Raw genomic sequence first — 15,935 nt, forward strand, 5'->3', positions numbered from 1 at the left:
CTCCTTTGTATATTAATTTATAATTACGGATTTTTATACATTTCATTATAAAAAAAATACTTATACTAGAATACTTTGTTTTTTTACAGCTCTGCTGATTTTTTTTACACCCTCTGCTACTTCTTCCTTACTCATGTTTAACGGCGGAAGAAGACGGAGAACATATTCTCCTGCCGGCAGTGCCAGCAGTCCATCATTCTGGAGTTCCTGAATGAGCGGAGCGATCTTATAACGGCACTCAATCCCAGCCATTAACCCTAACCCTCTAATTTCTAAAATATCCTCGTAGGGATGAAGCTCCTTCTTCAACTCTTCCCTTAACAATTGACCTTTTTCAATGACCTCATCCAAGAATGAGGGTGAGAACACCTCTTTAAGAACGGCCTTTGCTGCAGCCATAGCCAGAGGATTGCCTCCGAAGGTTGTTCCATGGCTTCCTGGTCCAAACGCTTCGCTTACCTCTTCTGTTCCAATGACCGCACCTACTGGAAAACCATTGCCCAGCCCTTTGGCGGCTGTAACGATATCCGGTTCTAATCCATAATGCTGAAAGGCGAACGGTTTACCGGTTCGGCCGATTCCTGTCTGCACTTCATCAATGATCAAGAGTATGCTGTTTTTCTTGCAAAGCTGCTGAACCTTTTGTAAAAAAGCTTCACTTCCGGGAATGACCCCGCCTTCTCCTTGAACCACCTCAAGCATAACCGCGGCGGTCTGTGGATCAGCATGTTTGGCCAATGCGTTACTATCATTAAATGGTATACTATGGAAATCTTCGAGCATCGGGCCGAATCCTTTTTTTATTTTTTCCTGCCCTGTTGCCGCCATCGCTCCATACGTTCTTCCGTGGAAGGACTGTTCAAACGTTATGATCTTTGATTTACCCGTAAACTTTCTTGCCAGTTTAATCGCTGCTTCATTCGCTTCCGCTCCGCTATTGCAGAAAAACACCTTCTTAAGGTGAGTCGGTCCCACCAAAAGACTTGCTGTTTCCTCTTGCAGAGCAGATTGAAACAGGTTGGAGGTATGCCAGACTTTATTCAATTGTTTTTCTACCGCAGCTGTTACCGCCGGGTGAACATGGCCCAGATTGCAAACACCGATTCCACTCGTAAAATCAAGGTAAGACTTACCTGCGTCATCGACTACTTTGCTTCCGCTGCCACTATCAATCTGCAGGCTCCATCGGCTGTAGTTTGGAAATAATGTACTCAAGATAGTACCTCCTCTTTAACAATCAACGTACCCTTCATCTCTTTTCCGACAATCTGGATTTCTTTAATTTTTGATTTAAGGCAGTTTATCGCGGCATGTACCTTCGGGATCATGCCACCTGTAATAATACCTCCGTCAATCAGTTCATTGATCGAATCAATCGTTGCTTTTTGTACGGTCTTTCCTTCTGCCATGATTCCATCGACATCGGTGACAAATATCAACGACTCAGCTTCCATCGCTGATGCCACTTCAAAAGCTACAGTATCTGCATTTAAGTTTAAAATCTCTCCGGAAAGATTCCGGGAAACCGAGGCAATCACAGGAACGAATCCGGCTTTGATCAGTTGAGTTAACGTTCCTCTGTTGACCTTAAGAATTTTGCCTACATGGCCCCATTCTTCCTTTTTAAGATAATCACATTCCAGCAGCGCCCCATCATTTCCGTTTATGCCAATCGCTTTAAGCCCCAGCTGATTAAGCTGATACACAAACCAGGGATTCAACTGGCCGGCAAGTACCATTTCCGCTGTTTCGGCCGCACGTACGGAAGTCCGCCTCACTCCATTAATGAATTCAGTAGGAATGGAGAGAACATTCATGTACTTCGTAATAGCGGGACCGCCGCCATGAACGAGTATGATGTGTTTACCATCTTTCTGCATATCTCTTAATCTTTCAAAAAATGAAGGTTCAAGCGCTTGTAAAACACTTCCGCCGCACTTAATAATTACCGTTTGTTCCATCCGGTCTCCTCCTCAAGTCGTATAGCTGGAATTGATTTGTACATAGTCATAGGTCAGATCGCATCCCCATGCTTTTCCTTTACCGTTTCCTTTATGAAGATTAACCGTTATGGAAATTTCGCTTCCCGTCAGATAATCAGAGATTTCGTCATGGTTAAAGTCCTCGATTTTGCTTTGTCTTAAAACCGGAAAATTACCGATGGAAAGATCAATGGAATCCGGACATATTTCAACACCTGCATATCCAAGAACAGCGACTATCCTGCCCCAGTTTGGATCACACCCAAAGATGGCCGATTTGACAAGAGGTGAGCCAACGATCGATTTTGCTGCAGCTCTGGCCTCGTCGCCGGTTGCTGCGCCCTCCACTGTCACCTCGATCAGCTTTGTGGCTCCTTCTCCATCCCTGGCGATGGACTTCGCAAGTTCGGTACAGGTTAATGTCAGTGCCTGAAGAAACGTTCCCCAGTCAGGATGTTCAGGACTCAGCTCTTCATGCCCTGCCAATCCGTTTGCAAGAATGAGTACCATGTCATTGGTCGACGTCTCCCCATCCACGGTGATGCAGTTAAAACTTTGATCCGTCACTTTTTTCAAGGCAAGATGCAGGTGTTCGGATGATATGTTAGCATCCGTTGTTAAAAATGACAGCATGGTCGCCATGTTTGGGTGAATCATTCCTGATCCTTTCGCTGTACCTGCCAGAATAACTTCTGATTCACCGATATTAAAAGAATAACAGGCATTTTTTGTCTTCGTATCCGTCGTTAAAATGGATTGGCTGAACTCCATCGCACGGTCGACTTGGGCTGCGGGGGTTAATTGCTGGATACCCTGTAATATTTTTTCGATCGGCATTGTCTCACCGATAATTCCTGTCGATGCCACACCGACATGATGGTCCAGCAGCCCAAACCGTTCACTTACTTCGCGGCACATGGCATACGCATGCATCCTGCCTTGTTCTCCTGTAAATGCATTGGCATTCCCAGAATTAACAATTACCGCTTGCAGCAATCCTTCTGTTTCAATGCTTTCTTTCGTGACCTCCAGTGGAGCTGCTTTTATTTTGCTTGTTGTATACACCGCAGCGGCTGAAGCGGGCTTCTCACTCAAAATTATGCCCAAATCTTTTTTCTTAAATTTAATGCCGCAGTTTATACCTGCAGCGGTAAAACCTTTGGGCAACGTAATGTTTGATCCTGTTATTTTTTTTAGTTGAGATGAAATGATAGAAGCCACATCGGCTCTCCTTTCTTTATGGAAAAACCGGACTTGCCGGCAAACCGGCAGTCTCTGGAAATCCATTCATCAGATTAAAGTTATGTACAGCCTGGCCGGCTGCACCCTTCATGAGATTATCAATCACCGAAACAGCCGTTATGCGCTGTGTACGAGGGTCAAAGGACCAGCCTATGTCACAATAGTTGCTCCCCATCACGTGTTTTGTTGAAGGAAGACCATGAGCAGGAGAAAGCCTGATAAATTCATGCTGTTCCGCATACTCTGTATACGTCTCTTCAATCTCCATCGCACTGACGCCGTCCTTTACTTTCGCATACATCGTACTCATGATTCCCCTTGTCATCGGTACCAAGTGTGTACTGAATGTAATCGGCTTGTTCGTTTCTGAATACTGGTGGAGCATCTGTTCGATCTCCGGAATATGCTGATGCTTATTCACTTTATAGATTTGAAGATTATCATTGGCAAAAGGAAAATGTGATGAAACGGAAGGAACTGCTCCTGCTCCTGATACCCCAGATTTGGCATCTATTATAATCGTGCTGACATCAAGTAATCTCTTGTTAACGAGCGGCAATAGACCGAGCAAAGCGGCCGTCGGGTAGCATCCAGGGTTGGCGATCATCTGAGCGTGAGCAATTTGATCGGTATTCCATTCTGATAGTCCGTAAACGGCTCGATCCACCCATTTTGCATCTGGCGGCTCTTTTTGGTACCACTGTTTATAAGTCTCGCTTTCTTTTAAGCGGTAGTCACCAGCAAGGTCGATCACCTTCATCCCCTGCTCAAGAATGGGCGGAAGCAAACTTGCAGATACTCCCGTAGGTGCTGAAGAAAACAAAAAGTCAACTTGCTTTGGAATATTGTACGGATCAATGTCTTCCAGCTTTCCTTCCTCAATCCCGTTCAGATGAGGATAGATTCTATCAATCGAGTCGCCCTTTTTACTTGACGAGTACAACGTAAGCTTCTTTATACGGGGATGATTTTTCAGCAAGCGCACTAATTCAAGCCCTCCGAAGCCTGTTGCTCCTACTATACCGACATTCAATACTTCCACCTCGTTATCCTTAATGTATGTTTCATTATATGTATGTATAAAGATAAATTCAACTGTATATTTATAAATTTTAAATTTTTTCTGAGTTGAATGGACAATTTGATAGGTTTAATATAAAGAAAAGGAGTGGAAAGCATGAAGGAATTCGTAGGAGAATGCAGTAAATGCAAAAAGCCCGTCTATTGTTTAGAGGGCTTCTTAAATGGCATTCATGTGAATCAATCCGTATTATTATGTTTTACTTGTGCAAAAGAGCAGATTACCCCCCGCTTACCGGAGGAATAAAAGCGACCGTATCACCAGATGTCACTTCTGTATCATCATCAGCGAATTCTTCGTTGACCGCTGAGAGGCAGCCTTGAAACATCTGGGGAAAATCATACTTCTTTTGCAATGCGTTTTTTATTTCAGAAATGAGGAGCCGGTCTTCATCCAATTCAAGTTCGTTCGTGCCTGCTCGCTCCTGCATTCCCGCAAACAACAACACTTTAATCATTCTTATCTTCCTCGCTTTCGGGATGGCCTTTTGAATAGGACACTTTTTCCAGCTGATCTCCCACCCACATCTCTCCATTATCCCAATGCTCTTTTTTCCAGATTGGGACAATTTCTTTTATGCGTTCGATCGCGTAGCGGCAGGCGTCAAATGATTCTACGCGGTGAGGTGTTGAAACCGCAATGACAACCGCAACCTCCGAAATATCAAGGCTGCCGATCCGGTGGGTAATCGCTGTATTTGATCCTGGCCATCGGGCAGATATCTCATCACCTATTTTCGCAAGCTGTTTTTCCGCCATGGGAACATAGGCTTCATACTTCAGGTAGGTTGTTCTTTTACCCAAAGTCATTTCTCTCACCGTACCAATAAACGTATTAATGGCACCTGCGTCGGCTCTGATGACTTTATCGATTATGTCCTGTACCAAAATCGGTTCAGTGACGATTTCAAATGATTTCATGTATTCATCCCCTTTAACAAATCCACCAGAAATTCGATGTACCGATCCTTTTCTCCAATCCTGAAAAAAGGAAGATCGGCTGATATAAGCTCTTTCGAAACAGGCGGCCAGGCAATGACCGCAAGGACCTTCTCGCTGTCTTCAATCAGCTTTACGTCTTCATCATCTTTCAGAATGACGATGCGGGGCAGCTGATGTTCTTTAAATCCCTCAATGAGAAGAAGATCAAGATTTAAGGGGTCGTAAAAAGCCAGTAACTGGGTGAAGGTTACCTTCATATTCAGGCAAAGCTGAAAAGCATTTCCTCCTTCTATTCCAGAAACAACAGCTCCTGCTGTTCGGTGGGCCGAAGTATCCGTTTCTTCATCTCGGAATTCTACCCGGCCGCCATGTCCATGATGCTTAAGCGTTCCGGTCCTGGTTCCACCCTTTGCTGCCGCCTCCAACAGATTGGTAATCAACGTGGTCTTACCGCTGTTTTTGTACCCTATGACTTGGACTTTACTGCCAGATCCCATGGCCATACACTGCCTTCCCCATCTAATAGGAGTGTGGTCACTTCTGAACCGATTTCCCAGCCTCTGGTACCGCCGGGCAGAACGATGAGTGCATTGGCGTCTGCTAATGAGGTTACCGAACCCGACTTATCCAAACCAACTGGAACCGCAGCTGGTACGGAGCCTTCCCACTCCACCCGGCTCCGGACAAACCTTGTAAATGGATTGGGCTTTAGAAAATCTTCCTGCAGTTCTGTTTTTAAAACGCCGAGATGAACCTTATCAGCATTCAGCGCTTTTAAAAGAAACGGCCGCACGAACAGCTCACAGCCAACAAAGCAGGCTGATGGGTTTCCGGAGAGGCCAAATAAAAGCTTCCCTTCATAAACAGCTGCGGAAGTCACGCTCCCAGGCCTCATCGCAATCTTATTAAAAAGCAATTCAGCTTCCATTTTTTTATAAATCGCCGGCAGATGATCAAAATCTCCTACTGAAACCCCCCCAGTAGTAATCAACACATCACATTGTTGTAAGGCGGCGATGATACCATTATACGTTTGCTCCAGATCATCCGGCATCTTCCCGAGCAAACGGGGTTCACCCCCGGCTTTTTTTATCTGGGAAGCAATCATGTACGCGTTGCTGTTTCTGATCTTTCCGGGAACAAGCTCCTGCCCCACATCGAGCAGTTCGGTACCAGTCGCCAAGATGCCGACCACCGGCTTCTTCATGACCTGCACTCTTTCATAGCCGAAAGTAGCCAGAAGAGCTACAGCACCCGGATGAATTTTTGACCCTTTTTTCAAAATGGGAGTACCCTGTTTCGTGTCTTCTCCTTGTTTTGAAATATTATGACCGGGGGAAAAAACTCTTCCTATTTCAATTTTCCCGCTGCCGATCTCCTTTACAAGTTCAAGCATGATGACCGCATCCGCACCTTTGGGGATTGCAGCCCCCGTCATTAACCTGACGGCCTCACCTTCTTGAACCGTTTTTTCAGAAACATGTCCAGCTCCAATGGAATCGATAACTTTTAACAGGACAGGTGCCTGCTTCGATGCACACTGTGTATCCTCAGCTCTAACGGCAAAACCGTCATAAGGAGAACGGTCAAAGGGAGGCACATCATGAGTGGCTATAATGTCCTCGGCTAAATAACGGTTGTCACATTCTTCTAGAGGAACCGTTTCTGTCGGCAATGTAATGGTTTGTTCAAGGATTCTGCTTGCCGCTTCCCAGACAGGAATGATTTCTCGTTTTTCAATTGGCACGATGCTCACCTCTTTCATTTATTTTTCCATCATTTATAAATATTTAGCAAACCATTTTACAGTTTCAAGGTAGGCTGTTCTTGATACTTTATGGCCTGAAGTTTCATCTGCGATATATTGAATCTTCTCAGGATTTTTATAAACAGCCTTTGCTTTTCGATAAAAATCATAACTTTGGCTGAACGGCACCACTTCATCAATCTTGCTGTGCCATAATAAAAGAGGGCGGTTATCAAGCTTCTCCATGCAGGATGTTAAATCAAAAGGCTTGATGATGGAGATCACCTTTGCCAGCGCTTCCTCTGAAAAAGGAAAAGATACTTCCTGCTGTTTTATTTTTTCGATCTGCCAATAGGCGAAATTTTCATAACTCGGCGTTCCCATAAGTGTTACAGCAGCCTTAACATAAGGATATTGAGACAATGAACCGAAGGTAATTATCGCTCCCATTGAAGTGCCCGAAAGCCCTACCCGCTGCTCGTCAATCAAGCCTTCGCGGTCAAGAGACTGAACCAGTGTATGTACGTCCGTTATTCCTTGAACAACAATATCCCAGAAGGAGTACATCCTTTTATCTCCGGAAACGTCCGTTATTCGTTCACCATGATGGAGCATATCGGGAAGAACGACTCGATAGCCTTTTTCTGCTAGGGCATAGGCAAAATGAAGGTTGTGCTCCTTCGCACTTGTAAACCCATGGATGAATATCATTAGTGGAAGCTTCTCATTCTCTTTCCCTGCTTCAAAGGCATGCAGCACCGGAATATTTTCGATTGTTCGTGTTTCTATGGTTACCATATCCTTCTCCTTTGCTTACCGTTTTCTCTATCATAACAAGTTAATTGAAATTTGCCGATAAAAAAACCCGTTTGCACGGGTCTTTGCCTTACTGTTTCTTTTCGTTGTAGTAATCAACGGGATACATGCTTCCTTCCGAAACCATTTCATTGTCTCTAATATCGAACGGATCGGGATGACCCGCTTTATTGACTGGAAGTTTTCCTTGTTTATCATCTTTTGTAAGGAATGGAAGGACTTTATCTTTCATCTCATTAACCATCATTTTAGCCATGACCCGGTTTGAACCTTTTCGTAAGAGGTAGGATGTTACCCCAGCAGCGGACAATGCAAATCCGGATAGCAGCAAATATTTTTTCTTCATGGAAACTCCTCCTTCTTATCATGGATATGTAGTAGGATTACCCTCGACCACGAAAGGTAAAACTTCCTTATATTGGACAGTGATTAAGGAAAGCATTACACTAAACTTGAGAACCGTAGAAAAGGCAGGAATCTGAATGAAGAAACCATATTTAATCGCGCTAGATCTTGACGGCACCTTATTGAATGATAAAAAAACGATTTCCAACCGAACCAAAAAAGCCGTTCTTCAAGCTAAAGAGGATGGCCACATTGTCTGCATTTCAACCGGACGTCCATACCGGGCGAGCACGATGTATTATGACGAGCTTGGGTTAAAGACACCGATCGTAAACTTTAACGGCGCGTTTGTCCATCACCCTCACGATAAAAAATTTGGTGTATATCATAGTCCTTTGGAACTTTCCACCGCTAAAAAAGTCATTCAAACTGCTGAAGATTTTCTAGTTAAAAATATTATGGCTGAAGTATTGGATGATGTGTATTTGCATAAAGATGATGAAGTCATCGTTAATACATTTATGATGGGTGAAAATCCTGCTCAGACTGGAGATCTTCAATACATGCTCCAAAAGGATCCTACCTCCATCCTGATTCACCCCCAGGACCATCATGTGGCTGAATTACGGGATCAGCTGAAACAGGAACACGCGGAAGTGATTGACCAGCGAGTTTGGGCTGCTCCATGGAGCATCATTGAAATCATCCGTGCTGGTTTAAACAAGGCCGTCGGATTAAAAAAAATCGCTGAATACTACAATATTCCTCAAGAAAGGGTCATTGCGTTCGGAGATGAAGACAATGACCTTGAAATGATTGAGTACGCAGGGCATGGCATCGCAATGGGCAACGCGATATCTGAACTGAAAAACATCGCAAACTGCGTTACAGCAACGAACGAAGAAGAGGGCATCGCTCTTTATTTAGAAAATGTATTGTCATTAAAATACAGTTGATTCCAAAAGCCCGGCAAAAGGAGAACCTTCTGCCGGGCTTTTTTATAAATTTTGGAAGAGTGGCCATTCTACATAAAACTCGTGCTTGTGTAAAAAACTAAAGTAAACCCCGTTAGGAGGCGAACATATATGAGCAAGCACAGCAAATCAAAAAGAGCCATACAGCAGGGCGCCGATGAAGCAAGGAATAATGACGTTCAGCAGCAGCTGAATGAAGATATTCAAGAAACGAAACAAGAGGTTCAAAAAGAAATTACGCTGGGAGGAAATTAAGGCTATGGGTAACAATATTTTTCAAAGAGCAAAAGAAGCGGTTTCCAATCTTGTTGGAAAAAATGAAGAAGGGCAGCACACTCAGCAGCAGCGCCAGGATGAACAAATCAGCCAGCAAAAAAATGATTTCAGCAACGACGACATTTCTGTAGCGGAAAACATTATCTCATCTGCCATGGCGGACTCATCTGACGCAGAGCGCCAGCAGCTTGCTGAGCTTCAACAAGAGCTTGACCAGACAAAAAACAGCACCAAAGATCAACTGTAAAAGGCCGAGAGTTTTCTCTCAGCCTTTTTTTGTACTTTTTTACTGCTGTAAAATGGGTTTTGTAGAACATGCTTTTGTAAGCTTTTCCATTTTTTGGATGACGAGATCCGCCAACAGCTTATACCCCTTTTTATTGAAATGCAGGCCATCTTCGTTCAGCATCTGGCAATAATCCTTGCCGATCATCTCTGCCCACAAATCAACAAAATGAGTATTGTACTTTTTTGCCAGTTCTCTTACCGCTTTCGCATAGTGTTTTAAGCCCTCATTTGACCTCGCGTGCTGAAACCGCTCATTGACGGGAGATGGAGAAACAAGGATCACCTTTGATGGGCCCAGCTTTTCTATCATATATTCGAGATTATTCTTATATTCTTCGACTTCGATCAAGCGGTGGCTGCTCGCATCATTCGCACCAAAAAGGATGGTCACCAGATCAGGGTTATGCCGCAGCACATCTTCCTGGAAACGGGTTAATGCGACCCTTGTCGTTTCAGCAGGAACCCCGGCATTTATAACATTCCATTTCTGCAGGGATAAACGAACGCGCGACGTCAGTCTAAGTGAACCATCATCGCTTTTTTCCTTGGATGTAATACTGTCACCGAAGCAGACCAATGTTTTCATGAACTCCCCCCTTGCCACTTTTGTCGTTCCATTAACATAATTATTCGATCGTAAATTTGATTTACTCACAGTCGCAACGTGAATATTTTGTTATAATGTAGCTACAATACCTATTTGCATGGAGGATTTCAATGTTTGTCTATGAAGTACCGGCTGACGCCACCGACGATTTAAAGAAAAAAATAGCCGATTTGGTCTCTCAGCAGCGAACGCGGTCAGAAGATGATGGCAGTTATCAAAAAGTGTTAAGCGGCATTTCTTTGGCCATCCGGAAAGATTCGAACTCGGGTGTCATTATTGCTGAGGAGGCAGGAGAAGTTCATGGAATAGCTTTTTACAACCTTGGAATCAGCTTGCCGCTCGGCGGGCCCTACCTTTGGCTGAATGAACTTTTTGTCAGGGAAAATTCGCGAAACAAAGGGATCGCCAGAAAAATTTTGCTTCATCTGATCCATTGGGCAGAACGCGAAGGCATTAAGTCCATCGAACTTGAAACCGGGATCAACAATTCAGTCACAAAACATTTGTATAATTCCCTTGATTTTCATGATATCGTTTCACAGAGGTATCAATTTAATTTCTAATTACAGGAGATGATAAGAATGGATGTAGAATTCGGAATACAACCAACTCCCAACCCAAACTCTTTGAAGTTTTCAGCGAGCCAGCCCTTTTTGGAAGTCAGATTATCCGCACGGGCAGGAGAGGCAACTGATTCAGACCTGGCAAATTCGCTTCTTGCCATTGAAGGTGTCGAATCGATTTTCGGTTTTCAGGATTTCATTACCGTAAATAAATTCCCTGAAAGTGATTGGGACGAACTTGTGCCACATATTCAAAAAGTATTAGAAACGCTCTAATCAAAAAACGTACCTGCAATGATTCAGCAGGTACGTTTTTTCATTAATCATCTTTACGGAACAAGCCGAATACCCCAGTAGTGTTTACAATATTGGTAAAGGCACTCGGGTCGACCTCTTTAATGATGTTTTCCAGATCATATAGTTCATAGCGGGTGACTACAATGACCAGCATCTCTTTGTTTTCATTTGAAAAAGCTCCTTTTGCCGGTACGATCGTGATCCCGCGGACTAGCCTGGAATGGATGGCCTCTTTCAATTCGTTTCCTTTTTTCGTAACTATCATTGCTGTCAGCTTTTCATGGCGTGTATGGATGGCATCGATGACACGTGTACTCACATATAACGCTACAAGTGTATAAAGTGCTTTTTCCCATCCGAAAAGCAATCCGGCCGCCAGGATGATACTCCCGTTTAAGATCAAGAAATAGGTTCCAATCGGGCGATTATGCTTGCGGGATAAAATCATAGCTACAATATCGAGACCCCCTGTTGAGGCACCATATTTCAGCGTAAAGCCCACTCCGATCGCCGCAATAACTCCGCCGAACACCGCATTTAGCAGGATATCCTTTGAGATCTCAACAATAGGGATAATTTCGAGGAAAAATGTCATCATAAAAACGCAAAAAAAGCTGTAGATCGTAAAGGATTTTCCTACTTTCAGCCAGCCTAAAACAGCAACCGGGACATTTAGTGCGAACAACAGCATCCCTGTTGAAATTGGGATTGGTGAATGGACGAGCAGATTCGATACGAGCTGCGCTACACCAGTAAACCCGCTCGCATAGACCTTGGCTGGTATTAAGAATAAATTTAGGGCAACGGCGTTCAATGCTGCACCAAAAATAATCACAACAATTTTCTTGATTTCCTGCATGGGTGTGTAATTCATTATTCAATTTCCTTTCGATTCATAGCTTCCCAACTATACTTTTTTATCAGAATTAACTTCGGGAGTCAATAGGTGCAAGTTCTTAAACTCAAACATTCTATTGCCTTTGCCATTGCTCAAGTATACACTTAGAGTATCTTACATAAATGAAGGTGATTGATATGGGAGTCCAGATCATAACAGACAGCGGCTGCGATTTGCCGCAGCACATCATAGACGAGTTTGAGATTAATATGCTTCCTTTAGTGGTAACCATTCATGACCGTGAAGAATATGACCGGAAAACCATACAGCCTCTTCAGCTGTATAACGAGATGCGCGAAGGAGCGGCTCCGAAAACATCCCAGGTTCCTCCTCTTCTTGTCAGGGAAGCCTTTCAAAAATGCGCACAGTCTGGTACCCCTTGCGTATACATCACTCTTTCCTCAGGTTTAAGCGGGACGTTTCAGACAGCTGAGCTGATCCGCCAGGAGGTGCTTGAGGAATTTCCTCATGCCAGCATTGCTGTTGTAGACAGCAAATGTGCTTCACTGGGCTTTGGACTTGTCGTCTATCAAGCAGCGAAGCTTGCGAAAGAAGGAAAGAGTCTAGAACAAGTGATCAAAGCTGCGGAATATTACCTCAGCCATTCTGAGCATATTTTTACTGTAGATGACCTGGAATATTTACTGCGGGGCGGACGGGTAAGCCGAACAGCAGCTGTCATGGGAAGCCTGCTGAAAATTAAGCCGGTTCTTCATATGAAGGAAGGCAAACTCTATCCTATCGAAAAGATTCGGGGAAAAAAGAAAGTGTTTGGCCGGATGATTGAGTTGATGAAGGAACGCGGCACTTCCTTTGAAAATCAGATTATCGGGATCAGCCATGCGGATGATCAAGAAGCCGCTAATACACTTAAAGAAATGATCAGGGCAGAAACAGGATGTGAGCAGATTATGATTTCGATGATCGGGTGTGCCATAGGCTCACATGCAGGTCCGGGAACGATTGCCATGTTCTTTTTAACAAAGCCGTATTCCGATGCATAACTTTCATCCCGCACGCCCATGTTAAATCATGAGGAGGCGAGATGCGTGACTCATAAGTACACGAAAGATGATAATAAAAAGAAACACGATCACCAAGCGGATCGACAGCTTAAGAACCAGGCAGAACACGAGAATAAAATGGCTGGTAAACATTCTTATTCAAAAGAGGCCGATCATCTTTAAGAACATAAAAAAGCATCCTATGCGGATGCTTTTTTATTATAACTGTACAGTTTCCGGTTCTGTAAGTTCCGCTGCAGGACCAAAGAATTCAAAATGAATATGGCTGTTGGAGACTCCTAATTCCCCAAGGTACTTGTATATAGCCTTCATAAAAGGCACCGGCCCGCAAAAATAATAATCAGCTTTAATATCCAGATTGAGCTCCTTAAGCCACTCCAGGTCAATATACCCCTCTTTATGGAATACAGCTTGTTCTTTGTCTGCATCAGATGGCTTTTCATACACCACATAACTGTGAATATGGTCCAATTCAGCCGCTTTTTTCACATGTTCTCTAAACGCGTGATGTGAGCTGTCGATGGCCGCATGAATAAACGTTATTTCCCTTTCATGGGGAGCTTGATACAGCGTATTTAGCATACTGATCATCGGGGTTAAACCAACCCCTCCGCTCAGCAGCACAACCGGGTTCTCTCTTTTTGTATCAAGATAAAACTCCCCTGCTGGAACACTGACTGGGAGAATGTCCCCTTGTTTGATATGATCATGGAGATATGTCGAAACTTTCCCTGGATGTGCTCCCTCCCCCTCTTTCTTAACACTGATCCGGTAATATGGTTTGCCAGATGCATCTGATAAGCTGTATTGGCGGATGTGACTGTATTCTTCCCCCATGATGTTAAACTTGATACTGATGTATTGTCCCGGTTTAAAATCAGCGATTGGTTTTTGATCTGCTGGCACCAGGTAATAAGACGTAATGACAGAGCTCTCTGCCTCGACACGATCCACGATAAAGTCCCGGAACCCTTCCCAGCCTCCTTGCTGCTGTTCCGATTCAGCATACATTTCACTCTCTATCCCGATAAATGCATCAGCAATCACACCATATGCTTTACCCCATGCCTCTATAATCTCTGGGGTGGCTGCATCCCCAAGCACCTCCTTGATCGCGATAAGAAGATGCTCCCCTACGATCGGATAATGCTCAGGCTGAACACCTAAGCTTCTGTGCTTCTGGGCAATCTGCTTCACTGCCGGTATGATCGCTTCCAGCTGGTCAATATTGGCTGCTGCAGCATAGACGGCGTTGGCCAGTGCTGTCTGCTGACGGCCCTTCTTTTGATTCGCATGATTAAAAATATTTAAAAGTTCAGGGTGTTTGGTGAACAAATTTTTATAAAAACAGGAAGTAATCTCCGTTCCGTGAGTTTTAAGAACGGGTACGGTTGATTTAATCACTTTAATTGTCTCTTGGTCCAGCATGACAAAGTCCCCTTTGCTTTAGTATCGATTACACGCTAATTATAAAAAAGCGGAACGCTCCTCATTGTGATTACAATCACTTTTCTCATGTCTTATTTGTGAAAAATAAAAAGACGCTCCTGCCAAAACAGCGTTCATTCTGCAAAAAAAAAACACCTTATAAAGATGTTCTTTCAACGGCCTCAGGAATATTTATCGTAAAAGTGGTATAGGAAGCATTTGAATCCACAAGGATTTGGCCGTTATGCTTTTCAACAATTTGTTTGCATACGGATAAACCCAAACCTGTCCCGAGTTCTTTCGTTGTGATGAAGGGTTCGAATATATTTTCAAGGAGATGGGCCGGAATTTGTGAACCATTGTTCGATATTTTTAATTTAACCATGCCAGAAGACCTGTATGCTTTAACTTTAATCACCCGTTCTTCCGGAAGATCACAAAGTTCTTCTACCGCATTGTTCAATATATTCAAGATCACTTGCTTCAGCTGATTTTTATCCCCTTCAACCTTCAGATCTGAAGAGATTTCTACCATTAAGTTGATTTTCGCTTCCAAAAAACGAGGATACATAAAGTCGATCATTTCATGCATGCAGGCAGTAAGATCAAAGACGGCAATGAGGTCATCGAGCCCTTTCATTTTTGAAAGCAACAGAAATTGGCTGATCTTGTCCTGCAAATTTTCCATTTCATCATTGATGATAGAGATATAATGATCAGTTTTATCATTAGGAACGAGCTCAGATTCCAATAGATAGATGAATCCCTTGATCGCAGTTAATGGATTTCTAAATTCATGGGCAAAGCTTGCCGCGATCTGCCCAAGTATCGTAAGCCTGTCACTATGCATCTCCTGAATAAACTGGTTTTTGTTCTCGATGATCACATCATTCAGCGACGAAAATTCTTTAATCGCATAGTAGAGAAGATGGTCAAAAAACTGATTGATCATGAGGATGATCCACTTCTGTTCTTCAGGGCGAAAAAGCGGATTGAGTGCTTTTTCGTTTACGATTTGCCTTCCAATGTTAATGTTGTATACAAACTCGCTGATATCTGTCTTCGCTTCAATCCGTTCAAGTGCAATTTTTTTTGTAAGGCTTTTAATAAGAGCAATATCCGGATTTTCGATATATTGATACAACAAATCAAGTGTGCTGCTCCCGTTTTTTGCGACCTCTTTATAAAACGGGTCTTCCTTCTTTATTAAGGCGTGGTCCAGCCATTCTTTCACGATCCCCGCATGCTGTGATCGAAGATGATCAATCACCTGATTCATCTGTTTGCTGGACAACGTTTCAACATCAACCATGAAACCACTGCCTCTCTCTTTGTCATGTTTCTTTCATTATGCAACACTTTGAAAAGATGAACAATATTTGTCTACCCTTTTTTTATAAAGGTTTGAGCAGTTAAATGTTGTGG

General features: G+C 43.5%; 21 protein-coding genes. 7 read left to right on the forward strand and 14 right to left on the reverse strand.

Going from position 1 to position 15,935, the window contains the following annotated elements; all coding sequences use genetic code 11:
- Positions 1 to 60: 60 nt before the first annotated feature.
- The 10 genes from argD to QYF49_RS12020 all read right to left on the reverse strand — a co-directional run bounded on the left by argD (position 61) and on the right by QYF49_RS12020 (position 8,155).
- Positions 61 to 1,215 carry an acetylornithine transaminase gene (gene argD, locus QYF49_RS11975; protein ID WP_290399820.1) on the reverse strand — a complete coding sequence of 385 codons (1,155 nt, stop codon included), beginning with the start codon at positions 1,213 to 1,215 and terminating at the stop codon, positions 61 to 63.
- Entirely contained in the window at positions 1,212 to 1,961 is a 750-nt protein-coding gene (gene argB, locus QYF49_RS11980; RefSeq protein ID WP_290399821.1) for an acetylglutamate kinase, read from the reverse strand. Before argB ends, argD begins: the two co-directional genes overlap by 4 nt.
- 12 nt (positions 1,962 to 1,973) lie before the next feature.
- The gene (gene argJ / locus QYF49_RS11985; protein ID WP_290399822.1) at positions 1,974 to 3,203 is read right to left on the reverse strand and encodes a bifunctional glutamate N-acetyltransferase/amino-acid acetyltransferase ArgJ; all 1,230 of its coding nucleotides are present in this window, start codon (positions 3,201 to 3,203) and stop codon (positions 1,974 to 1,976) included.
- Between the two features lie 16 nt (positions 3,204 to 3,219).
- Positions 3,220 to 4,257: an N-acetyl-gamma-glutamyl-phosphate reductase gene (gene argC, locus QYF49_RS11990; protein WP_290399823.1), complete on the reverse strand. Its 1,038-nt coding sequence runs from the start codon at positions 4,255 to 4,257 to the stop codon at positions 3,220 to 3,222.
- A gap of 268 nt (positions 4,258 to 4,525) precedes the next feature.
- Complete coding sequence (moaD, locus tag QYF49_RS11995; protein ID WP_290399824.1) at positions 4,526 to 4,762, reverse strand: molybdopterin converting factor subunit 1; 237 nt, start codon at positions 4,760 to 4,762, stop codon at positions 4,526 to 4,528.
- Entirely contained in the window at positions 4,755 to 5,225 is a 471-nt protein-coding gene (locus tag QYF49_RS12000) for a molybdenum cofactor biosynthesis protein MoaE (protein ID WP_290399825.1), read from the reverse strand. Before QYF49_RS12000 ends, moaD begins: the two co-directional genes overlap by 8 nt.
- On the reverse strand, positions 5,222 to 5,749 hold the full coding sequence (gene mobB, locus QYF49_RS12005) for a molybdopterin-guanine dinucleotide biosynthesis protein B (protein ID WP_290399826.1): 528 nt from the start codon (positions 5,747 to 5,749) through the stop codon (positions 5,222 to 5,224). Before mobB ends, QYF49_RS12000 begins: the two co-directional genes overlap by 4 nt.
- Positions 5,713 to 6,993, reverse strand: coding sequence for a molybdopterin molybdotransferase MoeA (locus QYF49_RS12010; protein WP_354005822.1), 1,281 nt, complete (start codon positions 6,991 to 6,993; stop codon positions 5,713 to 5,715). The genes mobB and QYF49_RS12010 overlap by 37 nt, the downstream gene beginning before the upstream one ends.
- Positions 6,994 to 7,026: 33 nt before the next feature.
- On the reverse strand, positions 7,027 to 7,791 hold the full coding sequence (locus tag QYF49_RS12015; RefSeq protein WP_290399828.1) for an alpha/beta fold hydrolase: 765 nt from the start codon (positions 7,789 to 7,791) through the stop codon (positions 7,027 to 7,029).
- A gap of 88 nt (positions 7,792 to 7,879) precedes the next feature.
- Positions 7,880 to 8,155, reverse strand: coding sequence for a hypothetical protein (locus QYF49_RS12020; protein WP_290399829.1), 276 nt, complete (start codon positions 8,153 to 8,155; stop codon positions 7,880 to 7,882).
- 136 nt (positions 8,156 to 8,291) lie between these two features.
- Here QYF49_RS12020 and QYF49_RS12025 point away from each other — a divergent pair, with 136 nt between their 5' ends.
- The 3 genes from QYF49_RS12025 (at position 8,292) to QYF49_RS12035 (ending at position 9,651) form a co-directional block, all read left to right on the forward strand.
- Positions 8,292 to 9,110 (forward strand): Cof-type HAD-IIB family hydrolase, encoded by an 819-nt coding sequence (locus QYF49_RS12025; protein ID WP_290399830.1) that lies wholly within the window; start codon positions 8,292 to 8,294, stop codon positions 9,108 to 9,110.
- Between the two features lie 129 nt (positions 9,111 to 9,239).
- Positions 9,240 to 9,383, forward strand: coding sequence for a hypothetical protein (locus QYF49_RS12030; protein WP_290399831.1), 144 nt, complete (start codon positions 9,240 to 9,242; stop codon positions 9,381 to 9,383).
- A 4-nt stretch (positions 9,384 to 9,387) separates the two neighbouring features.
- Positions 9,388 to 9,651, forward strand: coding sequence for a DUF3813 domain-containing protein (locus tag QYF49_RS12035; protein WP_290399832.1), 264 nt, complete (start codon positions 9,388 to 9,390; stop codon positions 9,649 to 9,651).
- Between the two features lie 39 nt (positions 9,652 to 9,690).
- On the opposite strand, the gene QYF49_RS12040 is transcribed toward QYF49_RS12035, so the two are convergent.
- Positions 9,691 to 10,278, reverse strand: coding sequence for a GDSL-type esterase/lipase family protein (locus QYF49_RS12040; RefSeq protein ID WP_290399833.1), 588 nt, complete (start codon positions 10,276 to 10,278; stop codon positions 9,691 to 9,693).
- A gap of 131 nt (positions 10,279 to 10,409) precedes the next feature.
- Here QYF49_RS12040 and QYF49_RS12045 point away from each other — a divergent pair, with 131 nt between their 5' ends.
- The gene (locus QYF49_RS12045; RefSeq protein ID WP_290399834.1) at positions 10,410 to 10,862 is read left to right on the forward strand and encodes a GNAT family N-acetyltransferase; all 453 of its coding nucleotides are present in this window, start codon (positions 10,410 to 10,412) and stop codon (positions 10,860 to 10,862) included.
- Positions 10,863 to 10,880: 18 nt separating this feature from the next.
- Positions 10,881 to 11,138: a NifU N-terminal domain-containing protein gene (locus QYF49_RS12050; protein WP_290399835.1), complete on the forward strand. Its 258-nt coding sequence runs from the start codon at positions 10,881 to 10,883 to the stop codon at positions 11,136 to 11,138.
- 43 nt (positions 11,139 to 11,181) lie between these two features.
- On the opposite strand, the gene QYF49_RS12055 is transcribed toward QYF49_RS12050, so the two are convergent.
- Positions 11,182 to 12,033 (reverse strand): YitT family protein, encoded by an 852-nt coding sequence (locus tag QYF49_RS12055; RefSeq protein ID WP_290399836.1) that lies wholly within the window; start codon positions 12,031 to 12,033, stop codon positions 11,182 to 11,184.
- A 161-nt stretch (positions 12,034 to 12,194) separates the two neighbouring features.
- Between QYF49_RS12055 and QYF49_RS12060 the strand changes: the two genes are divergently transcribed.
- Positions 12,195 to 13,061, forward strand: coding sequence for a DegV family protein (locus tag QYF49_RS12060; RefSeq protein WP_290399837.1), 867 nt, complete (start codon positions 12,195 to 12,197; stop codon positions 13,059 to 13,061).
- A gap of 45 nt (positions 13,062 to 13,106) precedes the next feature.
- Positions 13,107 to 13,244: a DUF3941 domain-containing protein gene (locus tag QYF49_RS12065; RefSeq protein WP_290399838.1), complete on the forward strand. Its 138-nt coding sequence runs from the start codon at positions 13,107 to 13,109 to the stop codon at positions 13,242 to 13,244.
- A gap of 36 nt (positions 13,245 to 13,280) precedes the next feature.
- Here QYF49_RS12065 and hmpA read toward each other — a convergent pair whose 3' ends face one another.
- Both hmpA and QYF49_RS12075 read right to left on the reverse strand, forming a co-directional pair.
- Positions 13,281 to 14,510, reverse strand: a complete 1,230-nt coding sequence (gene hmpA, locus QYF49_RS12070; RefSeq protein WP_290399839.1) for an NO-inducible flavohemoprotein — start codon at positions 14,508 to 14,510, stop codon at positions 13,281 to 13,283.
- 157 nt (positions 14,511 to 14,667) lie between these two features.
- A complete protein-coding gene (locus QYF49_RS12075; protein ID WP_290399840.1) occupies positions 14,668 to 15,822 on the reverse strand; it encodes a histidine kinase N-terminal domain-containing protein in 1,155 nt (384 codons plus the stop codon).
- Positions 15,823 to 15,935 lie beyond the last annotated feature (113 nt).

Origin of the sequence: Fictibacillus terranigra (genome assembly GCF_030412265.1) — a bacterium.
Classification (GTDB): Bacteria; Bacillota; Bacilli; order Bacillales; family Fictibacillaceae; genus Fictibacillus_C; species Fictibacillus_C terrinigri.

Bases quoted from the DNA above. Each gene is read 5' to 3' on its own strand.
- argB (WP_290399821.1), bottom strand. From the start codon at position 1,961: ATGGAACAAACGGTAATTATTAAGTGCGGCGGAAGTGTTTTACAAGCG.
- moaD (WP_290399824.1), bottom strand. From the start codon at position 4,762: ATGATTAAAGTGTTGTTGTTTGCGGGAATGCAGGAGCGAGCAGGCACG.
- QYF49_RS12000 (WP_290399825.1), bottom strand. From the start codon at position 5,225: ATGAAATCATTTGAAATCGTCACTGAACCGATTTTGGTACAGGACATA.
- mobB (WP_290399826.1), bottom strand. From the start codon at position 5,749: ATGGCCATGGGATCTGGCAGTAAAGTCCAAGTCATAGGGTACAAAAAC.
- QYF49_RS12015 (WP_290399828.1), bottom strand. From the start codon at position 7,791: ATGGTAACCATAGAAACACGAACAATCGAAAATATTCCGGTGCTGCAT.
- QYF49_RS12020 (WP_290399829.1), bottom strand. From the start codon at position 8,155: ATGAAGAAAAAATATTTGCTGCTATCCGGATTTGCATTGTCCGCTGCT.
- QYF49_RS12025 (WP_290399830.1), top strand. From the start codon at position 8,292: ATGAAGAAACCATATTTAATCGCGCTAGATCTTGACGGCACCTTATTG.
- QYF49_RS12030 (WP_290399831.1), top strand. From the start codon at position 9,240: ATGAGCAAGCACAGCAAATCAAAAAGAGCCATACAGCAGGGCGCCGAT.
- QYF49_RS12035 (WP_290399832.1), top strand. From the start codon at position 9,388: ATGGGTAACAATATTTTTCAAAGAGCAAAAGAAGCGGTTTCCAATCTT.
- QYF49_RS12040 (WP_290399833.1), bottom strand. From the start codon at position 10,278: ATGAAAACATTGGTCTGCTTCGGTGACAGTATTACATCCAAGGAAAAA.
- QYF49_RS12045 (WP_290399834.1), top strand. From the start codon at position 10,410: ATGTTTGTCTATGAAGTACCGGCTGACGCCACCGACGATTTAAAGAAA.
- QYF49_RS12050 (WP_290399835.1), top strand. From the start codon at position 10,881: ATGGATGTAGAATTCGGAATACAACCAACTCCCAACCCAAACTCTTTG.
- QYF49_RS12055 (WP_290399836.1), bottom strand. From the start codon at position 12,033: ATGAATTACACACCCATGCAGGAAATCAAGAAAATTGTTGTGATTATT.
- QYF49_RS12060 (WP_290399837.1), top strand. From the start codon at position 12,195: ATGGGAGTCCAGATCATAACAGACAGCGGCTGCGATTTGCCGCAGCAC.
- hmpA (WP_290399839.1), bottom strand. From the start codon at position 14,510: ATGCTGGACCAAGAGACAATTAAAGTGATTAAATCAACCGTACCCGTT.
- QYF49_RS12075 (WP_290399840.1), bottom strand. From the start codon at position 15,822: ATGGTTGATGTTGAAACGTTGTCCAGCAAACAGATGAATCAGGTGATT.